Annotated in this window: 19 protein-coding genes; 12 read left to right on the plus strand and 7 right to left on the minus strand. The window is 71.2% G+C overall.

Features of this window, described 5'->3' with window-relative positions:
* Nucleotides 1-45 precede the first annotated feature (45 nt).
* Nucleotides 46-972 carry a 3-keto-5-aminohexanoate cleavage protein gene (locus tag LQ222_RS12590; RefSeq protein ID WP_230166804.1) on the plus strand — a complete coding sequence of 309 codons (927 nt, stop codon included), beginning with the start codon at nucleotides 46-48 and terminating at the stop codon, nucleotides 970-972.
* A 6-nt stretch (nucleotides 973-978) separates the two neighbouring features.
* Complete coding sequence (locus LQ222_RS12595; RefSeq protein WP_230166806.1) at nucleotides 979-1,158, plus strand: hypothetical protein; 180 nt, start codon at nucleotides 979-981, stop codon at nucleotides 1,156-1,158.
* 32 nt (nucleotides 1,159-1,190) lie between these two features.
* Here LQ222_RS12595 and LQ222_RS12600 read toward each other — a convergent pair whose 3' ends face one another.
* From LQ222_RS12600 to LQ222_RS12615, 4 genes are all read right to left on the minus strand, one after another.
* The gene (locus LQ222_RS12600) at nucleotides 1,191-1,670 is read right to left on the minus strand and encodes a DUF1203 domain-containing protein (RefSeq protein WP_230166808.1); all 480 of its coding nucleotides are present in this window, start codon (nucleotides 1,668-1,670) and stop codon (nucleotides 1,191-1,193) included.
* 173 nt (nucleotides 1,671-1,843) lie between these two features.
* Nucleotides 1,844-2,629, minus strand: coding sequence for a DUF4394 domain-containing protein (locus LQ222_RS12605; RefSeq protein WP_230166809.1), 786 nt, complete (start codon nucleotides 2,627-2,629; stop codon nucleotides 1,844-1,846).
* Nucleotides 2,630-2,741: 112 nt separating this feature from the next.
* A complete protein-coding gene (locus tag LQ222_RS12610; protein WP_230166810.1) occupies nucleotides 2,742-3,164 on the minus strand; it encodes an OmpA family protein in 423 nt (140 codons plus the stop codon).
* Nucleotides 3,161-4,360: a JmjC domain-containing protein gene (locus LQ222_RS12615; protein WP_230166811.1), complete on the minus strand. Its 1,200-nt coding sequence runs from the start codon at nucleotides 4,358-4,360 to the stop codon at nucleotides 3,161-3,163. The genes LQ222_RS12610 and LQ222_RS12615 overlap by 4 nt, the downstream gene beginning before the upstream one ends.
* A 102-nt stretch (nucleotides 4,361-4,462) precedes the next feature.
* On the opposite strand from LQ222_RS12615, the gene LQ222_RS12620 reads away from it, so the two are divergent.
* Entirely contained in the window at nucleotides 4,463-9,133 is a 4,671-nt protein-coding gene (locus LQ222_RS12620; RefSeq protein WP_230166812.1) for an NAD-glutamate dehydrogenase domain-containing protein, read from the plus strand.
* A gap of 57 nt (nucleotides 9,134-9,190) precedes the next feature.
* On the opposite strand, the gene LQ222_RS12625 is transcribed toward LQ222_RS12620, so the two are convergent.
* The 3 genes from LQ222_RS12625 to LQ222_RS12635 all read right to left on the minus strand — a co-directional run bounded on the left by LQ222_RS12625 (nucleotide 9,191) and on the right by LQ222_RS12635 (nucleotide 12,128).
* Nucleotides 9,191-10,780 (minus strand): GMC family oxidoreductase, encoded by a 1,590-nt coding sequence (locus LQ222_RS12625; RefSeq protein ID WP_230166813.1) that lies wholly within the window; start codon nucleotides 10,778-10,780, stop codon nucleotides 9,191-9,193.
* Nucleotides 10,781-10,908: 128 nt separating this feature from the next.
* Nucleotides 10,909-11,370, minus strand: coding sequence for a thioesterase family protein (locus LQ222_RS12630; protein WP_230166814.1), 462 nt, complete (start codon nucleotides 11,368-11,370; stop codon nucleotides 10,909-10,911).
* Entirely contained in the window at nucleotides 11,370-12,128 is a 759-nt protein-coding gene (locus tag LQ222_RS12635; protein ID WP_230166815.1) for an HpcH/HpaI aldolase/citrate lyase family protein, read from the minus strand. Before LQ222_RS12635 ends, LQ222_RS12630 begins: the two co-directional genes overlap by 1 nt.
* Before the next feature lie 110 nt (nucleotides 12,129-12,238).
* On the opposite strand from LQ222_RS12635, the gene LQ222_RS12640 reads away from it, so the two are divergent.
* The 9 genes from LQ222_RS12640 (at nucleotide 12,239) to LQ222_RS12680 (ending at nucleotide 23,725) form a co-directional block, all read left to right on the plus strand.
* Nucleotides 12,239-13,195, plus strand: coding sequence for a dimethylarginine dimethylaminohydrolase family protein (locus tag LQ222_RS12640; RefSeq protein WP_230166816.1), 957 nt, complete (start codon nucleotides 12,239-12,241; stop codon nucleotides 13,193-13,195).
* A 5-nt stretch (nucleotides 13,196-13,200) separates the two neighbouring features.
* Nucleotides 13,201-14,583 (plus strand): FAD-binding oxidoreductase, encoded by a 1,383-nt coding sequence (locus tag LQ222_RS12645; RefSeq protein ID WP_230166817.1) that lies wholly within the window; start codon nucleotides 13,201-13,203, stop codon nucleotides 14,581-14,583.
* A gap of 4 nt (nucleotides 14,584-14,587) precedes the next feature.
* Nucleotides 14,588-15,769 carry an MFS transporter gene (locus LQ222_RS12650; RefSeq protein WP_230166818.1) on the plus strand — a complete coding sequence of 394 codons (1,182 nt, stop codon included), beginning with the start codon at nucleotides 14,588-14,590 and terminating at the stop codon, nucleotides 15,767-15,769.
* 120 nt (nucleotides 15,770-15,889) lie between these two features.
* Nucleotides 15,890-16,801 (plus strand): phosphonate ABC transporter substrate-binding protein, encoded by a 912-nt coding sequence (gene phnD, locus LQ222_RS12655; RefSeq protein WP_230166819.1) that lies wholly within the window; start codon nucleotides 15,890-15,892, stop codon nucleotides 16,799-16,801.
* Nucleotides 16,802-16,803: 2 nt separating this feature from the next.
* The gene (gene phnE / locus LQ222_RS12660; RefSeq protein ID WP_230166820.1) at nucleotides 16,804-17,661 is read left to right on the plus strand and encodes a phosphonate ABC transporter, permease protein PhnE; all 858 of its coding nucleotides are present in this window, start codon (nucleotides 16,804-16,806) and stop codon (nucleotides 17,659-17,661) included.
* Nucleotides 17,658-18,425 (plus strand): phosphonate ABC transporter, permease protein PhnE, encoded by a 768-nt coding sequence (phnE, locus tag LQ222_RS12665; protein ID WP_230166821.1) that lies wholly within the window; start codon nucleotides 17,658-17,660, stop codon nucleotides 18,423-18,425. The genes phnE (LQ222_RS12660) and phnE (LQ222_RS12665) overlap by 4 nt, the downstream gene beginning before the upstream one ends.
* A gap of 36 nt (nucleotides 18,426-18,461) precedes the next feature.
* The gene (locus LQ222_RS12670; protein ID WP_230166822.1) at nucleotides 18,462-19,295 is read left to right on the plus strand and encodes a universal stress protein; all 834 of its coding nucleotides are present in this window, start codon (nucleotides 18,462-18,464) and stop codon (nucleotides 19,293-19,295) included.
* Nucleotides 19,296-19,375: 80 nt separating this feature from the next.
* Nucleotides 19,376-20,569, plus strand: coding sequence for an efflux RND transporter periplasmic adaptor subunit (locus LQ222_RS12675; RefSeq protein WP_230166823.1), 1,194 nt, complete (start codon nucleotides 19,376-19,378; stop codon nucleotides 20,567-20,569).
* A gap of 6 nt (nucleotides 20,570-20,575) precedes the next feature.
* Nucleotides 20,576-23,725, plus strand: coding sequence for an efflux RND transporter permease subunit (locus LQ222_RS12680; RefSeq protein ID WP_230166824.1), 3,150 nt, complete (start codon nucleotides 20,576-20,578; stop codon nucleotides 23,723-23,725).
* The last annotated feature ends 174 nt before the right edge of the window (nucleotides 23,726-23,899 follow it).

Consider the following 23,899-nt stretch of genomic DNA (forward strand, 5'->3'; position numbering starts at 1 on the left):
CCGGTCGCCCCGGAAGGTCGCCGGCATCAGCGCGGAGGAAGCAACATGTCCAAGGTCATCATCACCTGTGCCGTCACCGGCGCGATCCACACGCCGTCCATGTCGGAGCACCTGCCGATCACGCCGCAGCAGATCGCCGAGCAGTCGATCGCGGCCGCCGAGGCCGGCGCGTCCATCATCCACCTGCATGCGCGCGACCCGATCGACGGCCGGCCCACGCCGGACCCGGCGGTGTTCATGCAGTTCCTGCCGGTGATCAAGCAGTCGACCGACGCGGTCATCAACATCACGACCGGCGGTGGCCTGGGCATGACGCTCGATGAGCGCCTGGCCGCGCCGCTGCTGGCCAAGCCCGAGATGTGCAGCCTCAACATGGGCAGCATGAACTTCAACATCGCGCCGTCCGCCGCGCGGGTGAAGCAGTTCAAGCACGACTGGGAAAAGCCGTATCTGGAAGGCACCACCAACTACATCTTCCGCAACACCTTCCAGGACATCGAGCAGGTGGTGGAACGGCTCGGCAAGGGCCACGGCACGCGCTTCGAATTCGAGTGCTACGACGTGGGCCACCTGTACAACCTCGCACACATGCTCGACCGCAAGGTGGTGGAGCCGCCGCTGTTCACCCAGACCATCTTCGGCATCCTGGGCGGCATCGGCGCCGAGCACCGCAACCTGATGTTCATGAAGGAGACCGCGGACCGGCTGTTCGGCGATGCCTATGTCTGGTCGGTGCTGGCGGCCGGGCGGCACCAGATGCCCTTCGTGACCATGGCGGCGATGATGGGCGGGAATGTGCGCGTGGGGCTCGAGGACAGCCTGTGGATCGGCAAGGGCCAGGCGGCCACGTCGAACGCGCAGCAGGTGGCGAAGATCCGCCGCATCATCGAGGACCTGTCGATGGAGGTCGCGACACCGGCGGAAGCGCGGGCGATGCTGAAATTGAAGGGCGGCGACCTGGTGGGGTTCTGACGCGACATGTCGGACCCGGATCGCGGACAACGCCCCACCTTCGAGCCCGGCCAGGGGCCTGGACTCGGCCGCAAGAACGAAATTCCGTACGGCCTGACCAAGACGCAGTTCGTCGTCGGCCTGGTCGTGCTCATCCTGCTGTTCTTCGTTGCCTTCGGCCTCGCGATGTCGTGGCAGGGCGAGTGACGGCGCAATCGCCGCCCGCGGTGCGAGGCCCGTCAGGATGACCGCTCCACCCGCGTGAGCCAGCAGCCCGGCCGCGCGGTGTGGATGTTCACATAGGCCACGCGCGGGTCGTCGATCCGTGTGCGCAGTGCCGCCTCCGCCTCCTCGCCCGGCACCACCACGCCGAGGTCGTACAGGCACATCCCCGCCGCATCGTAGTGACGCAGGCTGACGATGGCGTTGCGCGCGACCGTCTCCGGCAGCGCATCCTCGACCGGCGCGCCGCCGCAATCCTGCGCATGCAGGAACACCGGGGAGGGCGCCCAGTACGGCCCTTGCGGCAGCGGCAGATCCCAGGACGCGAGCAGCATCGTCTCGCCTGGCCGGCCCAGCCGCAGGCAGGCGCGGCAAGGAAATCCAGGCCCATCGACCGGGCGGACATGCACCGCCCCGCCGCGATCATCGCGATGCGTGGCACGGAAGCGGGTGGCGGAATCGGCATCCATCGGGATGCAGCGGAAGCGTGTGCTCATGGCGCGATCCTGGCGCGTCGCGCGCGCCCGCGCCTTCCGCCTGTTGCGCCCGCATGCGGCACCGCGCCCGCATCGCGATGGATGCGGGCGCGGGCCGGCGCTTTCCCCCGGGAGGGCGCCGCGGCAGGGGGCACTGGCCGCGGGGGGTTGTGCCCGCCGGGGGCGCGCAGGGGTCACCGCATCGCGGCGATGTCGATCACCTCGGCCGCGGGCAGACCCGCCACCGCACCGGTCGCGGTGGCCGCGCCGGTCTCGAGGTTCACCATGTGCAGCGTCCCGCCGGCCAGCAGGAAGCCCATGTTGGCCCCGCCCTCGCCGGCCAGGATGTCGAAGGCGACACCCGGCGGCAGCGTGGCGGCGACCTGGCCGCGCGGCTGCTGCACCCCGTCATTGGGCGGCGCCTGCAGGTTGAAGGTGCGGGTCAGCGTGTCGATGGTGTACAGCGCCGTCGCGGTCGCGCCCGCCATGCTGTTGGTATAGGCGCCGGCGGTGACGCGCGGCGCCTGTTCGGCGAAGGGCGTGCCGGCGGCGAACTTCAGCTGGCCGTCGCGCGCGGCCTCGCCGGTCTCGACATTCACGCGCAGATTGATGCCGTTCATGCCCATCACGCGCAGGCGATTGGCGACCGGGTTGAAATCCACCACCGCACGGCCGCCGGGCTGGAATTCGCCGCTGATGCGGCTGACCTGCGCGGCGCGGCCATTGGCGGGGTCGATGGTCACGATCTGGCCGCGCTCGGTCACGCCATAGATGCGGCCATCCTGCGGGCGCTGGTCGATGCCCATGACGCGGCCATCGGCGCCGGTGATGCGCACGGGCGCGCTCGCACGGCGCGTCTCGCTGTCGATGCGCACCAGCGCGTTGTCGGCGGTCAGGCCCAGCAGCGTGGCGGCCTGCAGCGGCGCGGCAGCCGCGACCATGCCGAAGGCGGCGAGCGTCAGGCGCAGGGGAGTCGTCATGGCGGTCTCTCCATGGGTTGGAACGAGGCCGCCATCGGCCCCGCTGACCGCCTTACGGAGGCCCTCCACGGATGGATGCAGTCGCGCGATCACGAAATCGCGCGCCGCGCGGTCAGGGTGCCGGCAGCACCACGATGGTGACAGTGCGGGAGGGCGGTTCGGCCGCGCGCACGCGCGGGCTGAACTGCGCGCTGCGGGCCTCGGCGCGCAGCCGGTCGCGCTCGATGCCGCGGCTGGACAGCGCCAGCGCCACGGCGCGCGCGCGTTCGGCCGCCAGGCGGATCGAGGTGGTCGCCCCGCCCTCCTGGCCCGCATGGCCCAGCAGGCAGGCAACGCGGCTGGGGTTCTGCCGCAGCAGTTCCTCGGCCGCTGCGAGCGGCGTGCGCGCGGCATCCGTCACCCGCGCATTGCCGCGGGCGAAGGGGACGGAGAAGACGTCGTCCTCCACCTGCTCGGCGCCGACGCAGTTGAACGGGCGGATCTGCGCGGTGGCCGGTGCGGCCAGCAGCGCGAAGGCGAGGACCAGGCGGATCATGCGGCGAGCACGCCGGCCTCGCGCAGCCGCGCGATCAGCGCCGGCGCGTCGCAGCCGGGATGGGCGCCGCGCAACTCGGCCTCGGTCACCGCGGGGCGGGCGACGATCCAGGCGGCGGCCTCGACCTCGGGCAGGGTCATGGCGACGATGCCCGTGGGCGTGCGCAGGCCGAACTCGGTGCCGCGCCTGACCGGCCTGGCCTCCGCGACCACGCGGAAGGACGGCGCAGCGGGCGTGCCGGCGGCGCCGTCGCGCGCCGCGAGCAGGTCGTAGCCACCGCGCTGGAAGCGGTAGTCGCGCACGAAGGCGGCCAGCACGTCCTGCACCTTCGCATCGCGCGCCAGCGCGGCCAGGCGGTCGCCGAGCAGCGCCGTGCGCGCCGCCAGCGCGTCGGCCGCCGCGGCGGAGCCATCCTGGCGCGGCAGCGGCTTGCGGAAGTCGGCGTCATACAGCGCGCGTTCCACCAGAACGTTCAGCACATCCATCCCCAGCGGGGCATGGACGCCATAGGCGACATGGACGGAATTCGGCGCTTCCGCCAGCGCATCGTGGTACCAGCCGCGCGGCAGGTACAGGATGTCGCCGCGCCTGAGCGTGACCTGGCCGCGCAGCGCGCCCTTGGCCTGGTCATGGTGGTCCTGCTTCTGGCCGCGGAAGGCAGGGTGCGGGATCGGCCATTCGGCGCGGCCTTCCCAGATGTTCCAGGTCTTCTCGCCCTCCACCTGCACCGCCCAGACATCGTGGGTGTCGTAGTGCGAATGGAACGCCTTGTGCGACTGCCACGAGATATAGACGTTGGCCTGCGCCTTGCCGAAGCCTGCGCCTTCCAGCGCGTCCGACACGGCGGCCAGGCCGGGTGTCAGGCTGTCCACGTCGTTCATCACGACCGACGCACCGCGCCGGACCCAGTCCTGCACCTTGGCCGCCACCGGCTGGAGCACCTGCGCGCGATCGCGCGAGACCGCCTTCACGCTGTAGCTGGCCGGCGGCACCGGCGCGCTGTCCAGCACCAGCTTCAGGCTGGTCTCGGTCCAGGCATGCGTCATGTCGAGCAGCCGGTTGATGCCCGCCCAGTCGAGCACGCCGGCGAACTTGTCCGGGCTGCCCTGGATGTGCAGCGGCGCGCGGTCGTAGTGGTCGGCCAGGAACCGTTCGGGCGTGACCGGCGACAGCAGGTCCTGCAACGTCATCTTCATGCGGCGCATCCTAGCCTGCCCGGCCGCGGTGCGTCAGGGTCAAGTCTGGACGCGGCAAGGCCCGCCGGCGCAGGCTGGCGCGGCGGCGAAACGGAGGAAACCATGGCGAACGACATGCCGGGCGCGGCGGATACCACCCGTGCCGAGGTCCTGCGCGCGGCCGATGAAGCCCTGGCGCGCCTGGCGCCCGCCCTGCCGCCGGACGCCGCCCGCCTGCTGCGCGACCTGCACGCCGCGGTGCCGACGCCCGAACTCGCCGCCGAACCGCCCGAGGCGCTGGCCGCCGCCGCCGCGTCCCTGTTTGCCTTCGCGCAGGACCGCAGCCCGGGCGTCGCCAAGGTCCGCGTGCTGCCGCCCGGCCCGGGCAACGGCCCGCGCCCGGTGGCCGAGGTCGTCACCGACGACATGCCCTTCCTGGTCGATTCGGTGCTGGCCGCGCTGGCGCTGCATGGGCGCGCGGTCGCGTCCCTGCTGCACCCCATCGTGCGCGTGCAGCGCGATGCGGCAGGGCAATTGGTGGCGATCGACGGCGCATCCCCGGCGCGCGAGAGCATGATGCGGGTGACCCTGGGTGCCGCCGGCCCCGTGCTGTCCGGCACGCCACCGCGCGGCACCGAGGGGCTCGATGCGCTGGAAGCCGCGCTGGTGCGTGCCATGGCGGATGTGCGCGCCGCCACCGCGGGCTTCCCGGCCATGCTCGCGCTGCTGCGCGGCGCCGAGGCCGAGGTCGCCGCCCCGGGCGGGCCCGAGGCCGACGAGGCCGCCGCCTTCCTGCGCTGGCTGGTCGAGGAGAACTTCGTCCTGCTCGGCCATCGTCGCTTCACCGTCGGGCCGGACGGGGCGATCAGCGTGGTGGCGGCGGAGAATCTGGGCCTGCTGACCGACGCCGCCGTGCCGGTCTTCGACGCCTTGCGCGACCTGTCCGCGATTCCGCCGGCGGTGCGTGGCGCGCTGGCGAACCCGACGCCGGTGACCGTTGCCAAGGCGAACATGCGCGCGACCGTGCATCGCCCGCAGCATGCCGACGTGGTGGCGACGCGCATCTTCGACGCCGCCGGCCAGGTGGTGGGCGGGCGGCTGTTCCTCGGCCTGTTCGCGGCGGCGGCGTACAACCGCAATCCGCGGTCGATCCCGCTGCTGCGGCGCAAATGCGACACCATCCTGGAGATGGCCGGCGTCGAGCCCGACAGCCATGACGGGCGCGCGCTGCGCAACATCCTGGACACCTGGCCGCGCGACGAGCTGTTCCAGGCGCCGGAGGCGGCGATCCTGGCCGGGGCGCGCCGCGCGCTCGACCTCACCATCCGTCCGCGCGCCGCGCTGATCGTCCGGCACGACCCGTTCGAACGCTTCGTCTCCGCCATCGCCTGGCTGCCGCGCGACACCTTCGACACGCGCCTGCGCGAACGCGTGGGGCAGACCGTGGCGCGCGCCTATGACGGGCGGTTGTCAGCCTACTACATCGCGCTCGGCGACGCGCCGCTGGCGCGGGTGCACTACATCGTCGCGACGCGACCCGGCGCGGTGCCCCATGTCGATGTCGGCGCGCTGGAAGCCGCCATCGCGCAGGCTGCGCGCGGCTTCGCCGAGCGGCTGTCGGAGGCGCTGTCGGCGACGCGCGGCGAAGCCGAGGCCGCCGCCGTGCTGGCCCGCTGGCGTGACGCCTTCCCCGGCGCCTATCGCGAGGCGACGACCGCAGCGCAGGGGGTTGCCGACATCCTGCTCGCGGAACGCGCGATCGCCGCGGGGGGCGCGCGCGCCGACCTGCAGCGCGCACCTGGCGCCGGGCCGCGGTCGCTGACGCTGCGCCTGGCCAATCCAGCCGCGCCGTTGGCGCTGGCGGATGCGCTGCCGCTGTTCGAAAGCCTCGACCTGCGGGCGATCGAGGAGCAGCCCTACCTGCTGGCGCCCGTGCAGGCGCCGCAGGTCGTGCTGCATGTCTATCGGCTGGAGGCCGGCGCCGATTGCCCCGAGGATCGGTTCGACGAAATCCTCGGTGCCCTGGGCGCGCTGCTGGAGGGCTCGGCGGAAGCCGATGGCTTCAACCGCCTGGTGCTGCGGGCCGGGCTCGACTGGCGCGAATGCTGGCTGCTGCGCGCAATGTTCCGCTGGGCCAAGCAGGTCGGTTTTCCCTTCGCGCAGGCCTCGGTGGAGGCGGCGTTGTCCGCGCATCCTGAGGCCGCGCGGCTGCTGGTCGAGATCTTCCACCGCCGCTTCGACCCCGCCGCGACGGATCGCGACACGTCCAAGGCCGAGGCCGCCTGGGCGATGCTGCTCGATGCCGTCGAGAACCCCGACGAGGACCGCATCCTGACGCGCCTGCGCGTCACGCTCGACGCGATGCTGCGGACCAATTTCTTCCAGGGCAAGGACTACCTGGCCTTCAAGCTGGACAGCGCGCTGGCCGGCGAGATGCCGGCACCGCGCCCCTGGCGCGAGATCTTCGTGCATTCCCCGCGCATGGAAGGCTGCCACCTGCGCGCCGGCCCGGTGGCGCGCGGCGGCATCCGCTGGTCCGACCGGCGGGAGGATTTCCGCACCGAGATCCTCGGCCTGATGAAGGCGCAGCGGCTCAAGAACGTCATCATCGTGCCGACCGGGGCGAAGGGCGGCTTCGTGCTGAAGCACCCGCCGCCGATGACCGACCGCGAGGCGTTCCAGGCCGAGGGCATCGCCTGCTACCGCACGCTGGTGCGCTCCATGCTGGACCTGGCGGACAACTACCAGGGCACGGCGGTGGTGACGCCGCCGGGCATCGTGCGGCGCGATGGCGACGACCCCTATATCGTCGCCGCCGCCGACAAGGGCACCGCGACCTTCAGCGACATCGCGAACGGGCTGTCGGCTGAATATGGCTTCTGGCTCGGCGATGCCTTCGCGAGCGGTGGTTCCGCCGGCTACGACCACAAGGGCATGGGCATCACCGCGCGCGGCGCCTGGGTGATGATCGACCGGCATTTCCAGGAAGTGCTCGGTCGTTCCGTGCAGGATGCGCCCTTCGACATGGTGGGCGTCGGCGACATGTCGGGCGACGTGTTCGGCAATGGGCTGCTGGTGTCGCGCCAGACGCGGCTGCGCGCGGCCTTCGACCATCGCCACATCTTCCTCGATCCCTCGCCCGATCCCGCGGTGTCGTTTGCCGAGCGCGAGCGGCTGTTCCGCCTGCCGCGGTCCTCCTGGGCGGATTACGAGGCGCGGCTGATCAGCGAGGGCGGCGGGGTCTTCGCGCGCACTGCGAAGTCATTGCCGCTGAGCGCGCAGGCGCAGGCCATGCTGGGCATCGCCGCGGACCGCGCGGAACCCGCCGCCATCATGCAGGCGATCCTGCGGATGGAAGCGGACCTGCTCTATTTCGGCGGCATCGGCACCTATGTGAAGGCCGCCACCGAGACGCAGGCCGATGCCGGCGACCGCGCCAACGACGCCATCCGCATCGACGGCGCGCAGATCCGCGCGCGCATCGTCGGCGAGGGGGCGAATCTCGGCGTGACGCAGGCCGGCCGCATCGAGGCGGCGCGTCTGGGCATCCGCATCAACACCGATGCGCTCGACAATTCCGCCGGTGTCTCGACCTCGGACCACGAGGTGAACATCAAGATCCTGCTCGCGGATGCCGAGGCCGATGGCGTGCTGACGCGGCGCAACCGCGACGAATTGCTGCGCGAGATGACCGACGAGGTCGCCGCCCTGGTGCTGCGCGACAACGCCCAGCAATCCATCGCCGTCACGCTGGAAGCGATGGGCGGCGCGGAGGACCTGCCCGCCCAGGCGGTGCTGATGGAGCGGCTGGAACAGGCCGGGCTGCTCGACCGCGCGGTGGCGGGGCTGCCCGATGCGGCCGGCATGGCGCGGCGCATCGGTGCCGGCGATGCGCTGACCCGCCCCGAGATTGCGGCGCTGCTGCCCTTCGCGAAGCTGTGGCTGACCGATGCGCTGGCGGAGTCCACCCTGCCCGACGAACCGGCGCTGCTGCCCGCGCTGATGGCGTATTTCCCGCGGCCCTTGCAGGAAGGCTATGCGCGCTTCGCCGAACGCCATCGGCTGCGCCGCGACCTGGTGGCGACCATCGTGGCGAATGCGGTGGCCAACCGGCTGGGCTGCGCGGCGCTGGCGCGGCTGACCATGGCGGCCGACCCGGTCGCGGCCTGCCGCGCCGCGCTGCTGGCGGCCGAGGCCTTCGGCCTGGAAGCCGCCTGCGATGCGATCGACGCGGCCGATGCGCCGGCCGACACGCGGCTTGCCGCGCTGCTGTCGCTGCGGCGCCTGCAGGAAGCGGCGGCGCAGGACCTGCTTGCTGCTCCCGCGCAGCCGCTGGAGGAAGCCTTGGCCGCACTGCGGCCGGGGATTGCCGCGCTGGCGGCGGCCGCTGCCGCACATGCCGCACCGGCGCCGGGGCTGCCGGCGGATGCCGGGCTGCTGGCGGCGGCCGCGCCTCGGCTGGCGGCCGCACCCGCGGTGGTGCGCCTGGCCGGGCGGGCCGGGGTGGATGCGGCGGCGGCGGCGGCGGCCTGGGGCGAGGTGGAATCCCGCTTCGCGCTCGATACCCTGCGCGGTGCGATCGCCGCGGCGCCCGCACCCGGCGCCTTCGGCCCGCGCGCGCGCGCCGCGCTGGCCGAGGAAGTCGGCGCCAGCCAGGCCCACCTGGCGGCCCTGCATCTGCGCGGCCAGGCGCCGGAGGCGGCGCATGTCGCCGCACTGGTGCGCGATGCGGCGGGGGCGCGGGACCTGGCAGCGGTGACGGTGGCGGTGCGGGCGCTGGCGCGGGTCGGCTAGAACAGACCCCGATCGGGTGGAATCACACGATCGGGTGAAGAGGCTCGCGAAACGGCGCTACGCGGCGTCCTCGCGGATCATCGCCGCACCCTTCTCGCCGATCATGATGGTCGGCGCATTGGTGTTGCCGGTGGTCAGCGTCGGCATCACCGAGGCGTCGATCACCCGCAGCCCGTCGAAGCCGCGCAGGCGCAGGCGGCTGTCCACCACGGCGTCCGGCCCCTCGCCCATGCGGCAGGTGCCCACCGGGTGGTAGATCGTGGTGCCGTATTGGCGGTTGAAGGCGAGCAATTCGTCATCCGACGCCACGCCCGGCCCGGGCAGGATTTCCTGCACGCTGTGCCGCGCGATGGCGGGCTGCGCAAAGATGTCGCGCACCATGCGGATGCCGGCCGCCAGCAACGCCTGGTCGGATCGCGCCGAGAGGTAGTTCGGCCGGATCGCCGGCTTCTCGAACGGATCGGCCGAGCGCGCCAGCACCGACCCGCGGCTGTCCGGCTTCACCGGGCAGATGGCGCAGGTCATGCCGGGTTCCTTCTCCAGCACGCCGAAGGTGCCGAGCGCGTAGGAGGCCGGCGTGAACAGCAATTGCAGGTCGGGGCTTTCCAGCCCCTCGCGCGACCGCGCAAACACCTGCGCGGTGGTGACGCCGAAGGTCAGCGCGCCAGTGCCGCGCAGGACGAAGCGCGCGACCTCGCCGGCCAGCCGGAGGCCACGCGCGAGCTGGTTGGTGCTGAGCCCGTCCTTCACGCGATGCTGCACGCGGGAGACGAAGTGGTCCTGGAGGTTCGCGCCGACCGCCGGCATGTCCGCCAGCACATCGATGCCCAGCGCGCGCAGGTGGTCGGCCGGGCCGATGCCCGAGACCTGCAGCACATGCGGCGAATTCACCGCGCCGCCGGACAGGATGGTCTCGCGCGCCGCGAAGATGCGGTGCAGCGCGCCGCCCTGGCGGTATTCCGCACCGATGCAGCGGCGCCCGTCGAACAGCAGGCGACTGACCTGGGCTTCGGTGATGACCCGCACGCGGTCGCCGGCGCCACGCAGGTAGGTGCGCGCGGTCGACCCACGCCAGCGGCCGACGCGCGTCATCTGCGAATAGCCCGCGCCCTCCTGGTCCTCGCCGTTCAGGTCGGCGCGGAAGGGGTGGCCGGCCTGCTGCGCGGCCTCGATGAAGCGGTGGGTCAACGGCAGGATGGTGCGGTAGTCCTCGACCTGGAGCGGGCCGTCGGTGCCGCGGATCGCGGGGTCGCCGCCGTTGCGGTAGGTCTCGGACTGGCGGAAATGCGGCAGCACGTCCTGCCATGACCAGCCGCGGCAGCCCATCTGCGCCCAGATGTCGAAATCCGCCGGATTGCCGCGGACGTACAGCATGCCGTTGATCGACGACGTGCCGCCCAGCGTGCGCCCGCGCGGCCAGCGGATCTCGCGGCCGTTCACCGCCTGGTCGGGTTCCGCGACATAGCCCCAGTTCATCAGCGACTGGTTCTGCAGCAGCTTCAGCATCCCCGCGGGGATGTGGATCCAGGGGTGGCGGTCACGCGGCCCGGCTTCGAGCAGCGTGACCCGCGCGCCGGTCTCGGACAGTCGCGCCGCAACGACGCAGCCGGCCGATCCGGCACCGATGACAAGGTAGTCGGTGTCCATCCCATGGCCTCCGGGGCCTGCGACCGAGGGCAGGTCCCGATCAGAGGGAATCATCTGACCGGGTGAAGATGCTCGCAAGAGCATAGGACTAGAGACGTTGCAGCGAGCGAAGGCGAGCGGAAGCGGCGCTAGGCGTTGAAATCGACGCCTTCGAAGCGGCCGAGGGCGTCGCGCATGCCGGCCGGGATCGGGATCGGGCGGCGTGTCGCCTGGTCGGTCAGCACCCAGACGATCTCGCCGGTGGCGAGCAGCGTGTCCGCGCCCTTCGGGAAGATGGCGGGCTGGAACGCCACGGATGACCGCCCGATGCGCGTGCAGCGCGCGCCGATGTCGATCTCGGCGCGCCGGCCCACCGCCACCTTGTATTCGACCAGGCCGCGGACGACGTGGAAATCGGCGCCTGGCACGCGCATGTCGTCGCCGTAGCCGGCGGCGCGGATGTAGTCCGACACCGCCTCGTCGTACCAGGTCAGGTAATGCGCGTTGAACACGATGCCCTGGGTGTCGAGCTCGACGTAGCGGACCTTGTGTTCGTAGAAGAAGCGGAAGTCGGCGCGGGTGGGCAGACCCGCGCCCGCGCCGTCCCGCATCAGCCCCGCGCCGCCTTCACCGCCGCCGTCGCGGCCTGGCACATCAGCCCGACCTCATTGGCGATGGTGACCAGCTTGAAGCCCTTCTTGATCATCTTGTTGGCATAGGCCGGGCTGCCGTTGTGCAGGCCGGCAGCGATGCCGCGCTTGGCGGTCTCGGCCAGCAGCTTGTCGTAGATGCCCAGGATGAACGGGTCCTCGACATCGAGCTTGGGTTCGAGGCCGTAGGAGAAGGACAGGTCCGACGGGCCGACATAGATGCCGTCGATGCCGGGCACGTCGAGGATCTTCTCGATGTTCTCGATCGCGGTCTTGGTCTCGATCATCGGGATGACCAGGATCTCGTCATTGGCGGTCTTCTGGTAGCCGCCCGAGGAACCATAAGCGCCCGCACGGATCGGGCCGTTGGAGCGCGTGCCGGCCGGCGGGTACTTGCAGTACTGCACCAGGGCGCGGGCCTCTTCCTCGGTGTTCACCATCGGGCAGATCACGCCGTAGGCGCCGGCGTCGAGCACCTTGCCCACGATGCCGGGTTCGTTCCACGGCACGCGCACCATCGGCACCGCGCCGGAGGGCTGGATGCCCTGGAAACAGGCGACGCAGGACAGGTAGTCCTGCACGCCGTGCTGCATGTCGACGGTGACGGAATCCCAGCCGCACTTGGAATACATCTCGGCGCTGAACGCGTTCGGGATGGCGAGCCACCCGTTCACCACGGCCTTGCCGGCCTTCCACGCTTCCTTGACCGCATTCGCCATGGCGCCGTTTCCTCTGTGCTGGCTGCTATGGCGCGGACGCTAGGACGGGGTCCGGGGCGCGTCAAACGCGCGGCTGGACGGTCAGTCCTGCGCGCGGCAGGGTGCGCGGCATGGCCGACTGGACCGTCTCCTCCGAGACCGGCGTGCTGACCGATGTGCTGGTCTGCCCGCCCGATCACTACCGCTGGATCCCGACCAACAGCATCGTGCGTCGCACGCTTGCGGGCGCCGATCAGACGCGCACGCTTGCGGGCGCTGATCAGACGCGCACGCTTGCGGGCGCCGATCAGACGCGCACGCTTGCGGGCGCCGATCAGACGCGCACGCTTGCGGAGGCGCAGCAGCCTTCCGCGCTGGCGCTGGCCGCGCAGCATGCGGAGCTGGTCGCTGCGCTGCGCCAGGGTGGCGCGCGGGTGCATGTGCTGCCGCCGGAGCCGCACCTCCCCTACATGGTCTATACGCGGGATTCCGCGGTGGTCACGCCCTGGGGCGCGGTGCTGTGCCAGCTCGAACGCCCGCAGCGGCGCGGCGAATATGCGGGCGTGATCGATTTCCACGGCGGCACCTTGTGGCGGAAGTCGTCCGCCGGCACGCTGGAAGGCGGCGACATCCACATCCTGAAGCCGGGTGTCGCGGTGGTGGGCGCTTCGGGCGGCCGCACCGACCTGGCGGGCGCCGAGCAATTCGCCGCCTGGCTGCGCGCCGAAGGCTGGGAGGTCCGCATCGAGAGCTTCGACGAACACTTCCTGCACCTGGATGTGCTGTTCTGCCTGGCCGCACCCGGCCTGGCGGTGGCGTGCCTCGATGTGCTGGACCCGGATTTCGTCGCCTGGCTGGCGGCACACGGCATCCGTTGCATCGACGTGGCCTATCGCGACGCAATGGCGCTGGGGTGCAACATCCTCGCGCTCGGCCGCGGGCGCGTGGTGTCGGCGCGCGGATCAGCCGCGCTGAACGCCGCGCTGCGTGCGGAGGGGCTGGACGTACTCGACCCCGACCTGTCGCTGTTCACCGCGGGTGGCGGCGGCCCGCATTGCCTGACCGGCCCGCTGCGGCGGGAGGAGTGACCACCATGACCACCCCGGCCGATACCGTCATTGCCGCCGCGCGCGCCATCCTCGGCGAGCGCCTCAGCACCAATGCCAGCGTGCGCGAACAGCATTCGCGCGGCGAGGACACCACCACGCCGACCCTGCCCGACGCCGTCGCCTTCGTGGAGACGACCGAGGAGGTCAGCCGCATCCTGGCGCTGTGCCACCAGCATGGCGTGGCGGTGACGCCGTTTGGTGCCGGCACGTCGCTGGAAGGGCATGTGAACCCGGTGCGCGCGGGCGTCTCGCTCGACCTGTCGCGCATGAAGGCGGTGCTGGAGTTGAACGAGGAGGACATGGATGTCCTCATCGAACCGGGCGTGACGCGGCAGGAGCTGAACGCCTTCCTGCGCGACAAGGGCCTGTTCTTCCCGGTCGATCCCGGCAGTCATGCCAGCATCGGCGGCATGTGCGCCACACGCGCGTCGGGCACCAATGCGGTGCGCTACGGCACCATCCGGGAGAATGTGCTGGGCCTCGAAGTCGTGCTGGCCGATGGCCGCGTGATCGAGACCGGCGGGCGCACGCGCAAGGCATCGAACGGCTACGACCTGACCAGGCTGTTCATCGGCTCCGAGGGGACGCTCGGCGTCATCACCAAGATTCGCCTGCGCCTGCATGGCATCCCGGAGGCGATGTCCGCCGCGGTGTGCCAGTTCCCCACCCTGGCCGCGGCGGTCGAGACAGTCATCACCGTCATGCAGGCCGGCATTCCGGTGGCACGCATCGAATTGCTCGATGCGGACCAGATGGAGGCCTGCATCCGCTATTCGAAGCTCACGGGCTTCACGCCGCTGACCACGCTGTTCCTGGAATTCCACGGCACCGATGCGTCGGTGAAGGAACAGGCGGAATCGGTCGAGGCGATCGCCACCGACTTCGGCGCGCAGGGCTTCGCCTGGGCGACGGATGCCGAGAGCCGCAACCGGCTCTGGCAGGCGCGCCACGATGCCTATTGGGCGGCGGTGGCGCTGAAGCCCGGGCATCGCGGCATCACCACCGATGTCTGCGTACCCATCTCGCGCCTGGCGGAAGCGGTGGTGCAGGCGAAGGAAACGGCGCTGGCCTCGGGCCTGACATCCTGCATCGTCGGCCATGTGGGCGATGGCAATTTCCACTGCCTGATCCTGTTTCCGGAAGGCGACCAGCAGGGGCTGGAACGCGCCTGGGCGCTCGATCGCGCCATCGTCGCGCAGGGGTTGGCGCTGGGCGGGACGTGTTCGGGCGAGCACGGCATCGGCATGGGCAAGCGCGAATTCCTCGAACAGGAACACGGGCCGGAAGCGCTCGCGGTGATGCGCAGCGTGAAGGTCGCGCTCGATCCGCGCGGCATCATGAATCCCGGCAAGATGTTCCGGAACTGACGGGTTGGACCTGCTCGGGCTGTCCGTCCTGGCGCTCGCGCTCGGCCATGTCTTCTCCAACGCGGTGCGCACGGTGCCGGCGATGGCGGCGGATGTGCTGCAGCGCGACCTCGGCCTGTCCGCGGAGGGGCTCGGCGCGCTGACCGGCGCGTTTCCGGCGGCCTTCGCGCTGGCCATGCTGCCGGTGGGCGTGGCGCTCGATCGCTACGGCGTGAAGCGCACGGCGCTGGCGCTGATGGGAGTCTCGGCGGTGGGGTCGCTGCTGGCGGCGGTGGCGACCGGCCCGTGGTCGATGCTGGCGGCGCAGGCGGTGCTGGGCATCGGGTGTTCGGGGATGCTGATGTGCCCCATCACCTATGCGGCGAAGAACCTGCCGCCGCAGAAATTCGGTCTGTGGGGCGGTGTCATCCAGGCCTTCGGCAATACCGGGATGCTGCTGTCGGCCAGCCCCCTTGCGCTGCTGGTGGACCATGCCGGCTGGCGCGCGGGCTATGTGGCCTGCGCGCTGCTCGCGCTCGGCGCGATGGCGGCGGTGGCGGCCATCGTGCGCGAAAGCGTCGCGCCTGCACAGGCACGGCGGTCGGTCGCGGAGGATGCGCGCGACGTCGTCACACTCGCGCTGTCGCGCGACATCCGCGGCCCGGTGGTGATCGCCTTCGCCTCCTTCGCCGCGGTGCTGGGCGTGCGCGGGCTGTGGGGCGGGCCCTGGCTGATGGAGGTGAAGGGGCTGCCGCGCCTCGAAGCCGGCCATGTGCTGCTCGCCTGCACCGTCGCGCTGATCATCGGCCCGGCGGTGGCAGGGCTGCTGGAACGGCGTTTCCAGGCGCATCGGCGCGCCCTGCTGGTGGTCGGGCATCTCGGCGGTGCGGCGATGATCGGGCTGCTGGTGCTGGGCGGCGCGCTGGGCTGGGGCGCGGGCGCGGATGCGGTGGTGCTGGCGGGATTCGGGCTGCTGATTTCCCTGCAGGTGATCTGCTTCGCGCTGGTGCGCGCGGCGGTGCCGCCCGAACGCGTGGGGCGTGCGCTGTCGGCGATGAACATGTCGTTCTTCGGCGGCGCGGCGGTGCTGCAGGCGGCATCCGGCGCGGCAGCCGCGGCAGGCGGCGTGGGCGCGGCGCTGCTGGTCTTCGCGGTGGCGCTGGTGGCCTGCACGCTCGCCTTCCTGCGCCTGCCCGGGCCGCGCTGAACGGACGGCCGCGCGGCTTGTCCGCACCAGCGCGCGACGTCACGGCTTCTTCATCGGTCCGTCATCCCGTCATCGCAGACGCCATGGCACGCGCTGCGGGCCAAAGACCGGGAGCCCGCCATGATTCTCCGCCGCACCGCCCTTGCCCTGCCTGCGCTCGGCCTGCTGCCGCGCGCCGCCGCCGCCCAGGCCGATTGGCGCGCCAGCCTGCGCGAAGTGCGCTACGGCATGATCTCGGTCGAGAACGAACGCGACGCCATCGCGCGCCTGCAAGGCCTGTCGGGCTACATGGCGCAATCGCTGGGCGTGCCCTTTCGCGTGTTCCGCGGGTCCGACTACGCCGCGGTGGTCGAGGCGATGCGCTCGGGCCATGCCGAACTCGCCTATCTTGGCCCGGCCTCCTACGGGCTGGCGCGTCGCGTGATGGGCGAACGGGTCGCGCCGATCTTCCGCTACATCGACAATGCCGGGCTCGATGGCTACCACTCGGTGATGATCGTGAAGGCCGACAGCCCGGTGCAGCGGCTGGAAGACCTGCGCGGCAAGACGCTCGGCTTCAGCGATCCGAACTCGACCTCCGGCTTCCAGGTGCCGGGCTGGTTCCTGCGCCGCCAGGGCATGGACCCCGCCACATACTTCTCGCGCACCGGCTTCGCCGGCAGCCACGAGCAGAACGTCATCGCCGTGATCAACGGTACCTACGATGCCGCCGTGGTTGCCTATTCCAACGAGGACCGCAACACCTTCCAGCGCATGGTCGAGAAGGGCATGATCCCGGCCAATGCCGTGCGCGTGATCTGGCGTTCGCCGCTCATTCCGAACAGCCCGATCGTGGTCCGCATGGACCTGCCGGAAGCCTTCCGCCGCGACGTCACGGCCGCCTTCGCCGCGATGCCGGAACGCGAACCGCAGGCGTTCCGCGAGATGTCGTCCAATGCCCGCGGCCTGGCGCCCGCGAAGCACGAGGACTACCTCGACATCATGGCGATCCTCGAGGAGAACGCGCAGCGGCGCCGCGAACGGCGCAGCTGAGCGTGACCGCCGGCGCCGTCCTCGCGGTCGAGGGGCGCTGGCGCGCCGCGCGGACGCGGCAGCGCTGGCGCCTTGCGCTGGCCGCCGCCGCCTTCGCCGCCGCGGTGCTGGGGTCGGCCTGGATCGGCGAGGTCAGCGTCACGCGCCTGGTGCGCGGTGTTCCGCTGGCCTGGGACTACATCTACCGCACGCTGCCCGACATCGCGTGGTCCACCGCGGGCACCGACATCGCCTATTGGATGTGGGGCTTTCGCGACTGGGTCGCCTTGCTCGGTGACACGCTGCTGATGGCCTATGTCGGCACCGTGCTGGGGGGTGGCGTGGCGCTGCTGCTGTCCTTCCCGGCGGCCGCCACGTTGGCGCCCGGGCCGGTCGTGCAGTTGGTGCGGCGCGTGCTGGAATTCATGCGGACCGTGCCCACGCTGGTGCTCGCGCTGGTGTTTGTCTACGCCTTCGGCCTGGGCGCCTTCGCCGGCGTGCTGGCGATCGCGGTGCATACCGCCGGCGCGCTGGGCAAGCTGTTCGCCGAGGAACACGAGAATGTCGCGCTCGGTCCGGTCGAGGGCGTGCGCGCCGCCGGCGGGTCCTGGCCCGCGCAGATGCGCTATGGCGTGCTGCCGCAGTCGCTGCCCGGCGTGCTGTCCTATGGCCTGCTGCGCTTCGAGATCAATGTGCGTGAAGCCAGCGTGCTCGGCATCGTCGGCGCCGGCGGCATTGGGGAGGAGCTGTACCTCGCGGTGCGGCAATTCGAATACCAGGACATCTCGGCGATCCTGGTGCTGATCCTGCTGACCGTGACCGCCATCGACCTGCTGTGCGGTCGGCTGCGCGCCCGCGTGCTGGGCGCGCGCGCGGCATGAGGCGGCTGGGCGCGACACCGCTGATCTTCGCGCTCGGCTTCGTGCTGCTGCTGGCCGGGCTGTGGCGCATCGACGCGTCGCCCGAGCGCATCTGGGCGGGGCTGTCGCGGCTCGGCTGGCTGGTCGCGCTGATGTGGCCGCCCACGGCGGGTGGCGCCTTCCCCGACCTGCTGCACGGGCTGGCCGAAAGCCTGGCCATGGCCTTCCTGGGCACGGTGCTGGCGGTGGTGGCGGCGCTGCCGCTGGCGCTGCTGGGCGCCGGCAACGTGGTGGGCAGCGCGCTGCTGCGGTTCTCGGTGCGGCGCGTCTATGACGGGCTGCGCGGCATCGACACGCTGATCTGGGCGCTGATCTTCGTCTCGGCGGTCGGGCTGGGCCCCTTCGCCGGCATCCTGGCGCTGGCGGTGCCCGATACCGGCACGCTGGCCAAGCTGTTCAGCGAGGCGCTGGAGAGCGCCGACCGCCGCCAGGTGGAGGCGGTGCGCGCGGCCGGCGCGGGACGCCTGCTGGCGGTGCGGATCGGCCTGCTGCCGCAGGTCGCGCCGGTGATGCTGGCGCAGGTGCTCTACACGCTGGAATCCAATGCGCGGTCCTCGACCGTGCTTGGCATCGTGGGGGCGGGCGGGATCGGCCTGGCACTGTCCGACCGCATCCGCATCAACAACTGGGACGAGGCCGCCTTCATCGTGCTGATGATCCTGGTGATGGTCGCCGCCATCGACCTGGCGAGCCGGACCCTCCGGCTGCGGCTGATCCGCGCCTGACTTCCGCGGTCGGGGGGAACCGTTGTAAAAGCGGGAATGATCCGTTCGATCCTGGTCGCGTTGGACGACACCGATGGTGCGCGGCGTGCCCGCGACCTTGCCATCGACCTCGCGCACCGCACCGGCGCGTCGCTGACCGCCGCCACCGTGCTCGACTGGCCGCATGTGCGCGACGCGCATGAGGCGGTGCCCGCCGGCGCCGCCGCCTTCAAGGAGCGCCGCGACGCCGCCCGCACCAGGCGCGCCGAGGAAGAGGCCGAGGCCGCCTTCGCCGCTTGCACCGCCGCGGCCGGCGACATGCGCTTCACCCGCCTGCGCCTGACCGACGCGCCGGAACCCGCGCTGCTCGCCGCCGGCGTGTCGCACGACCTGATCGTGATCGGCCGCGACTCGACCCTCGGGCTCGAGGACTGCCCCGACGGCCTGGCGCCGGTGATCGAGGCCCTGCTGCATGACGGCGCGCGCCCGTTGCTGGTGGTGCCGCCCGGCCCGCCGGTGACGGCCGGCGGCGTGCTGGTCGGCTATGACGGCTCCATCCCGGCGATGCGCGCGATCCAGTTGTTCGCGCTGCTGGGGCTGGCCGGGGACCTGCCGGTGACGGTGCTGTCGGTCGCGGAGACCCGGGCCGAGGCCACGCGCCTGGCCGAGGAGGCCGCGGGCTACCTGCGCGCCCATGGCATGGCGGCGCAGCCCTTGGCGCTGGACGGCGCGCGCCCGGTGGATGCCCTGCTGACCGAGGCCGCCGCCATGCCGGCCCGCCTGCTGGTGATGGGGTCCTTCGAGACCAGCGGGCTGCGCGCGCTGTTCACCGGTTCGGCCACGCGGCGCCTGCTGCATGCGGCGCCATGCCCGGTTTTCGTCGCCCATTGAAGCGCGCCGGACCGGCCGCCCGGCATGGTTCATCGTAACGCGGCTTGACGCGGCATGCTGCAACGCGACATGACCAAGGGATGATCCCGAACGTCACCCTGCGTTCCCTGGCTGGTGCCTTCGCGCTGCTGCTGGCCGCGAGCCTTCCCGCCGCCGCCCAGTTCGGCCCCCAGGGCCCGCCGGCAGTGGGCGTGCAGGTGGCCGAGCGCCGGCCGATCACCGAGACCATCGAATTCGTCGGCCGGGTCGAGGCGACCGACCGCGTCAATATCCGCGCCCGCGTCACCGGCTTCCTGCAGGAGCGCCTGTTCCGCGAGGGCGGCGACGTGACCGAGGGCGAGGTGCTCTACCGGCTCGAACGCGCGCCCTTCCAGGCGCAGGTCGAGCAGGCCCAGGCCAACCTGGCGGGCGCCAATGCGACGCTGGAGAATACCCGTGTCGCGCTGTCCCGCGCGCGGGAACTGCGCCAGACCGGCACCGGCACGCAGGTGGCGCTGGACAATGCGCTGGCGCTGGAACGCACCGCCGCGGCCAATGTGCTCGCGGCCGAGGCCGCCGTGCGGGTGGCGCAGATCAACCTGGGCTATACCGAGATCACGGCGCCGATCGCCGGGCAGATCGGCCGGTCGGTGCTGGCGGTGGGCAATGTGGTGGGGCCGGATGCCGGCACGCTGTCCACCATCGTCAGCCAGGATCCGATGCGCGTGGCCTTCGCGGTGAGCCAGCGCACCGCGCTCGAACTGCGCAACCGCTTCGAGGGGCGCGGCGGGCCGACCGCCGTGCTGGTGCGCATCCGCACCACCGATGGGCGGAACTTCCCCGAGACCGGTCGGATCGACTTCGTGGACAACCAGATCGACCGCAACACCGACACCATCCTGGTGCGCGCGCTGATCCCCAACCCGATCCGCCAGGTGGGTGGCCAGGCCTCCAGCGTCTCGCCGCGCGAATTGGTGGACGGGCAGTTCGTCAGTGTCACCGTGGAAGGCGCCGAGCCGGTCATGGCCATCACGCTGCCGCGCGCCGCCGTGCTGCAGGACCAGCAAGGCGCCTTCGTCTTCGTGGTGGGCCAGGGCAATGTCGCAACGCGGCGCAACGTGACGCTCGGGCGTTCCACGCCGGAGCGCGCGGTGATCGAGGGCGGGCTGCAGGGCGGCGAGACGGTGGTGGTCGAGGGGCTCCAGCGCGTGCGCCCCGGCCAGCCGGTCAACCCCGCGCCGGTCGATGCACCACCGCCGCCGCGCCCGACGCCGCAGCCCCCGGCGCGGGGCTGAACGCGCGTGCTCTCCGCCGTCTTTGTCGACCGTCCGCGCTTCGCGATCGTCATCGCCATCGTCACCGCGCTGGCGGGCGCGCTGGCGATGATGCGCATCCCGGTTTCCCAGCTGCCGGACATCGTGCCGCCGCAGGTCTCGGTCACCACGCGCTTCCCGGGTGCCTCGGCCACCGTCATCGAGCAGACCGTGGCGCAGGTCATCGAGGCCAGCGTGAATGGCGTGGACCGCATGATCTACATGCGGTCCAACAGCGCCAATGACGGGTCCTACAGCCTGAATGTGTCCTTTCAGCTGGGCACCAATCCGGACCTCGCGACCGTCAATGTGAACAATCGCGTGCAGGCCGCGCTGGCGCGCCTGCCGCAGGAGGTGCAACGCCAGGGCGTGACGGTGCGCAAGCAGTCCTCCGCGGTGCTGCAGTTCATCTTCCTGTATTCGGAAAGCGGCGCGCATACGCCGATCTTCCTGTCGAACTACGCCACCATCAACATCGTGGACCGGCTGGCGCGCGTGCAGGGGGTGGGGCAGGTCAGCCTGTTCGGCGCGATGGATTATTCCATGCGTATCTGGTTCGAGGTGGACCGGCTGATCAGCCTGAACCTCACGCCATCGGACGTGGTGGCGGCGATCCAGGCGCAGAACGTGCAGGCGCCGGTCGGGCGGCTGGGCGGGCGGCCGATCCCCGACGACCAGCAGTTCCAGATCAACCTGGAGACCCGCGGGCGATTGAGCACGCCGGAAGAATTCGGCGAGGTGCTGATCCGCGCCAATGCCGATGGGTCGGTGCTGCGCGTGCGCGACGTGGCGCGCGTGGAACTCGGCGCCGCCAGCATGGACACCGAGAGCCGCTTCGACGGCAAGCCGGCGGTGACTTTCGGCGTCTACCTCCAGCCCGGCGCCAATGCGGTGACGGCGGCGGAGAACGTGCGGCGCACGCTGGCCGACATGCGCACGCGCTACCCCGAGGGCGTGAACCACCGTGTCTTCTTCGACACCTCGGACTTCGTGAACGACACGATCCACGAGGTCATCAAGACGCTGGTCGAGGCCTTCATCCTGGTGGTGATCGTGGTGTTCCTGTTCCTGGGGAACATGCGCGCCACCATCATCCCGACCGTGGCGGTACCGGTCAGCCTGATCGGGTCCTTCGTGATCCTGCTGGCACTCGGCTATTCGGCGAACACCATCTCGCTGCTGGCGATGGTGCTCGCCATCGGCATCGTGGTGGACGACGCCATCGTGGTGGTCGAGAACGTCGAGCGGGTGATGGAGGAGGAACCCCACCTCACGCCCGCCGAAGCCACCAAGAAGGCGATGGCGCAGATCACCGCGCCGATCATCGCCATCACGCTGGTGCTGCTGTCGGTCTTCGTGCCGATCGGCTTCATCCCCGGCCTGTCAGGCGAGCTGTTCCGGCAATTCGCGGTCACCATCAGCGCGGCCATGGTGATCAGCGCGATCAATGCGCTGACGCTCTCGCCCGCCTTGTGCGCGGTGTTCCTGCGCCCGCACGCCCATGCGGGCGGGCACCGGCCGGGCATCATGGGGCGCTGGCTGCGCGGCATCGACTGGGTGCGCGACCGCTATGCGGGCGTCGTCACGCGGCTGGTGCGCGTGTCGATGCTGTCCATCGTGCTGACCGGCGGCTTCTTCTTCGGCATCTGGGAGATGTCGAAGATCACGCCATCGGGCTTCCTGCCGCAGGAGGACCAGGGCGCCTTCTTCGTGCAGGTGCAGCTGCCGCAGGGCGCTTCCGTGTCCCGCACGCGCGAGGCGGTGATCCAGGTCGAGGAGATTTTGAAGCAGATCCCCTCGGTGCAGGGCACGCTGGCGATCGTCGGCTTCTCGTTGATCGACGGCGGGGCGCAGTCCAATTCGGCCTTCATGGTGGCGCGGCTGAAGCCCTTCGCCGACCGCACCGAAGCATCGATGTCTGTGCAGGCGGCGATCGGTCGGGTGTTCGGCGCCGGGCAGGCGGTGCGCACGGCGAATGTCTTCGCTTTCAACCTGCCGCCGATCATCGGCCTGGGCACCGGCGGCGGCTTCGAGTACATCCTGCAGGACTACGAAGGGCGGCCGCCGGCCGAGCTCGGGGCCACCATGCTCGGGCTGATCGTGGCGGCCAACCAGGACCCGCGGCTCACCGCGGTATTCTCCACCTTCAACGCCACCAACCCGACGCTGTTCCTCGACCTGGACCGCGAGAAGGCGCAGGCGTTGGGGCTGCGCATATCGGACGTGTTCGCCACGCTGCAGGCGACGCTGGGCGGCTTCTACGTCAACGACTTCAACCTGTTCGGGCGGACCTGGCAGGTGAACCTGCAGGCCGAGGCCGCCGACCGGCGCGATATCGAGAGCATCTGGCGCATCCATGTGCGCAACGCGCGCGGGGAGATGGTGCCGCTGCGCGCCGTGGCAGACGTGCAGACGCGCATCGGGCCGCAGACCATCTTCCGCTACAACAACTACCGCGCCATCTCGATCAATGGCGCGCCGCGGCCGGGCGTGTCGTCGGGCGATGCGCTGGCGGCGATGGAAAGCCTGTCGGCCCGCGTGCTGCCGCCCGGCTACGGGTATGAATGGACCGGCACGGCCTACCAGGAGAAGCTGGCCTCGGGCCAGACGGCCATCATCCTCGCGCTGGCGGTGATGTTCGCCTACCTGTTCCTGGTCGCGCTGTACGAATCCTGGGTCATTCCGATACCCGTGCTGCTGTCGGTCGCGGTCGGCGTGCTGTCGGCCTTCGGCGCCCTGTGGGTGGCGAACATGCCGCTGGATATCTACGCGCAGATCGGCCTGGTGGTGCTGATCGCGCTGGCGGCGAAGAACGGCATCCTGATCGTGGAATTCGCCAAGGAAAAGCGCGAGGAAGGGCTGTCGATCCGCGACGCCGCCATCATGGGCGCGCGGCTGCGCTTCCGCGCGGTGATGATGACCTCGATCGCCTTCATCCTGGGCCTGGTGCCGCTGGTCTTTGCCTCGGGTGCGGCGATGCTGTCGCGGCGCGGGGTCGGCACGGCGGTGTTCGGCGGCATGATCGGCGCGGCGGTGATCGGCGTGTTCGTGATCCCGATGCTCTATGTCGTGTTCCAGTCCATGCGGGAGCGCACGAAGCGGATGGTGGGCGGCAAGGCGCCGGCCGAGGGGGCCTGAGACAGCGGAGCCGCCGAAGCGCACGGCGCGGACCGCACCAACGCATGGCGCGAAGGCCAGGCGGCCGTAACGCCGCCGCCCGCTGCCCGGGGGACGACAAAACACCCAGGGGCGCGGACTTGGCGCGCGCCGCCCCCCTTCCCATACGCGCCCTGCATCGCAGATGATGGCAGG

The sequence above is a fragment of the Roseomonas sp. CECT 9278 genome, assembly GCF_918698155.1.
Lineage (GTDB): Bacteria > Pseudomonadota > Alphaproteobacteria > Acetobacterales > Acetobacteraceae > Neoroseomonas.

Coding starts and splice junctions, on each gene's coding strand:
- LQ222_RS12590 (WP_230166804.1), top strand. CDS start 46: ATGTCCAAGGTCATCATCACCTGTGCCGTCACCGGCGCGATCCACACG.
- LQ222_RS12595 (WP_230166806.1), top strand. CDS start 979: ATGTCGGACCCGGATCGCGGACAACGCCCCACCTTCGAGCCCGGCCAG.
- LQ222_RS12600 (WP_230166808.1), bottom strand. CDS start 1,670: ATGAGCACACGCTTCCGCTGCATCCCGATGGATGCCGATTCCGCCACC.
- LQ222_RS12605 (WP_230166809.1), bottom strand. CDS start 2,629: ATGACGACTCCCCTGCGCCTGACGCTCGCCGCCTTCGGCATGGTCGCG.
- LQ222_RS12610 (WP_230166810.1), bottom strand. CDS start 3,164: ATGATCCGCCTGGTCCTCGCCTTCGCGCTGCTGGCCGCACCGGCCACC.
- LQ222_RS12615 (WP_230166811.1), bottom strand. CDS start 4,360: ATGAAGATGACGTTGCAGGACCTGCTGTCGCCGGTCACGCCCGAACGG.
- LQ222_RS12620 (WP_230166812.1), top strand. CDS start 4,463: ATGGCGAACGACATGCCGGGCGCGGCGGATACCACCCGTGCCGAGGTC.
- LQ222_RS12625 (WP_230166813.1), bottom strand. CDS start 10,780: ATGGACACCGACTACCTTGTCATCGGTGCCGGATCGGCCGGCTGCGTC.
- LQ222_RS12630 (WP_230166814.1), bottom strand. CDS start 11,370: ATGCGGGACGGCGCGGGCGCGGGTCTGCCCACCCGCGCCGACTTCCGC.
- LQ222_RS12635 (WP_230166815.1), bottom strand. CDS start 12,128: ATGGCGAATGCGGTCAAGGAAGCGTGGAAGGCCGGCAAGGCCGTGGTG.
- LQ222_RS12640 (WP_230166816.1), top strand. CDS start 12,239: ATGGCCGACTGGACCGTCTCCTCCGAGACCGGCGTGCTGACCGATGTG.
- LQ222_RS12645 (WP_230166817.1), top strand. CDS start 13,201: ATGACCACCCCGGCCGATACCGTCATTGCCGCCGCGCGCGCCATCCTC.
- phnD (WP_230166819.1), top strand. CDS start 15,890: ATGATTCTCCGCCGCACCGCCCTTGCCCTGCCTGCGCTCGGCCTGCTG.
- phnE (WP_230166821.1), top strand. CDS start 17,658: ATGAGGCGGCTGGGCGCGACACCGCTGATCTTCGCGCTCGGCTTCGTG.
- LQ222_RS12670 (WP_230166822.1), top strand. CDS start 18,462: ATGATCCGTTCGATCCTGGTCGCGTTGGACGACACCGATGGTGCGCGG.
- LQ222_RS12675 (WP_230166823.1), top strand. CDS start 19,376: ATGATCCCGAACGTCACCCTGCGTTCCCTGGCTGGTGCCTTCGCGCTG.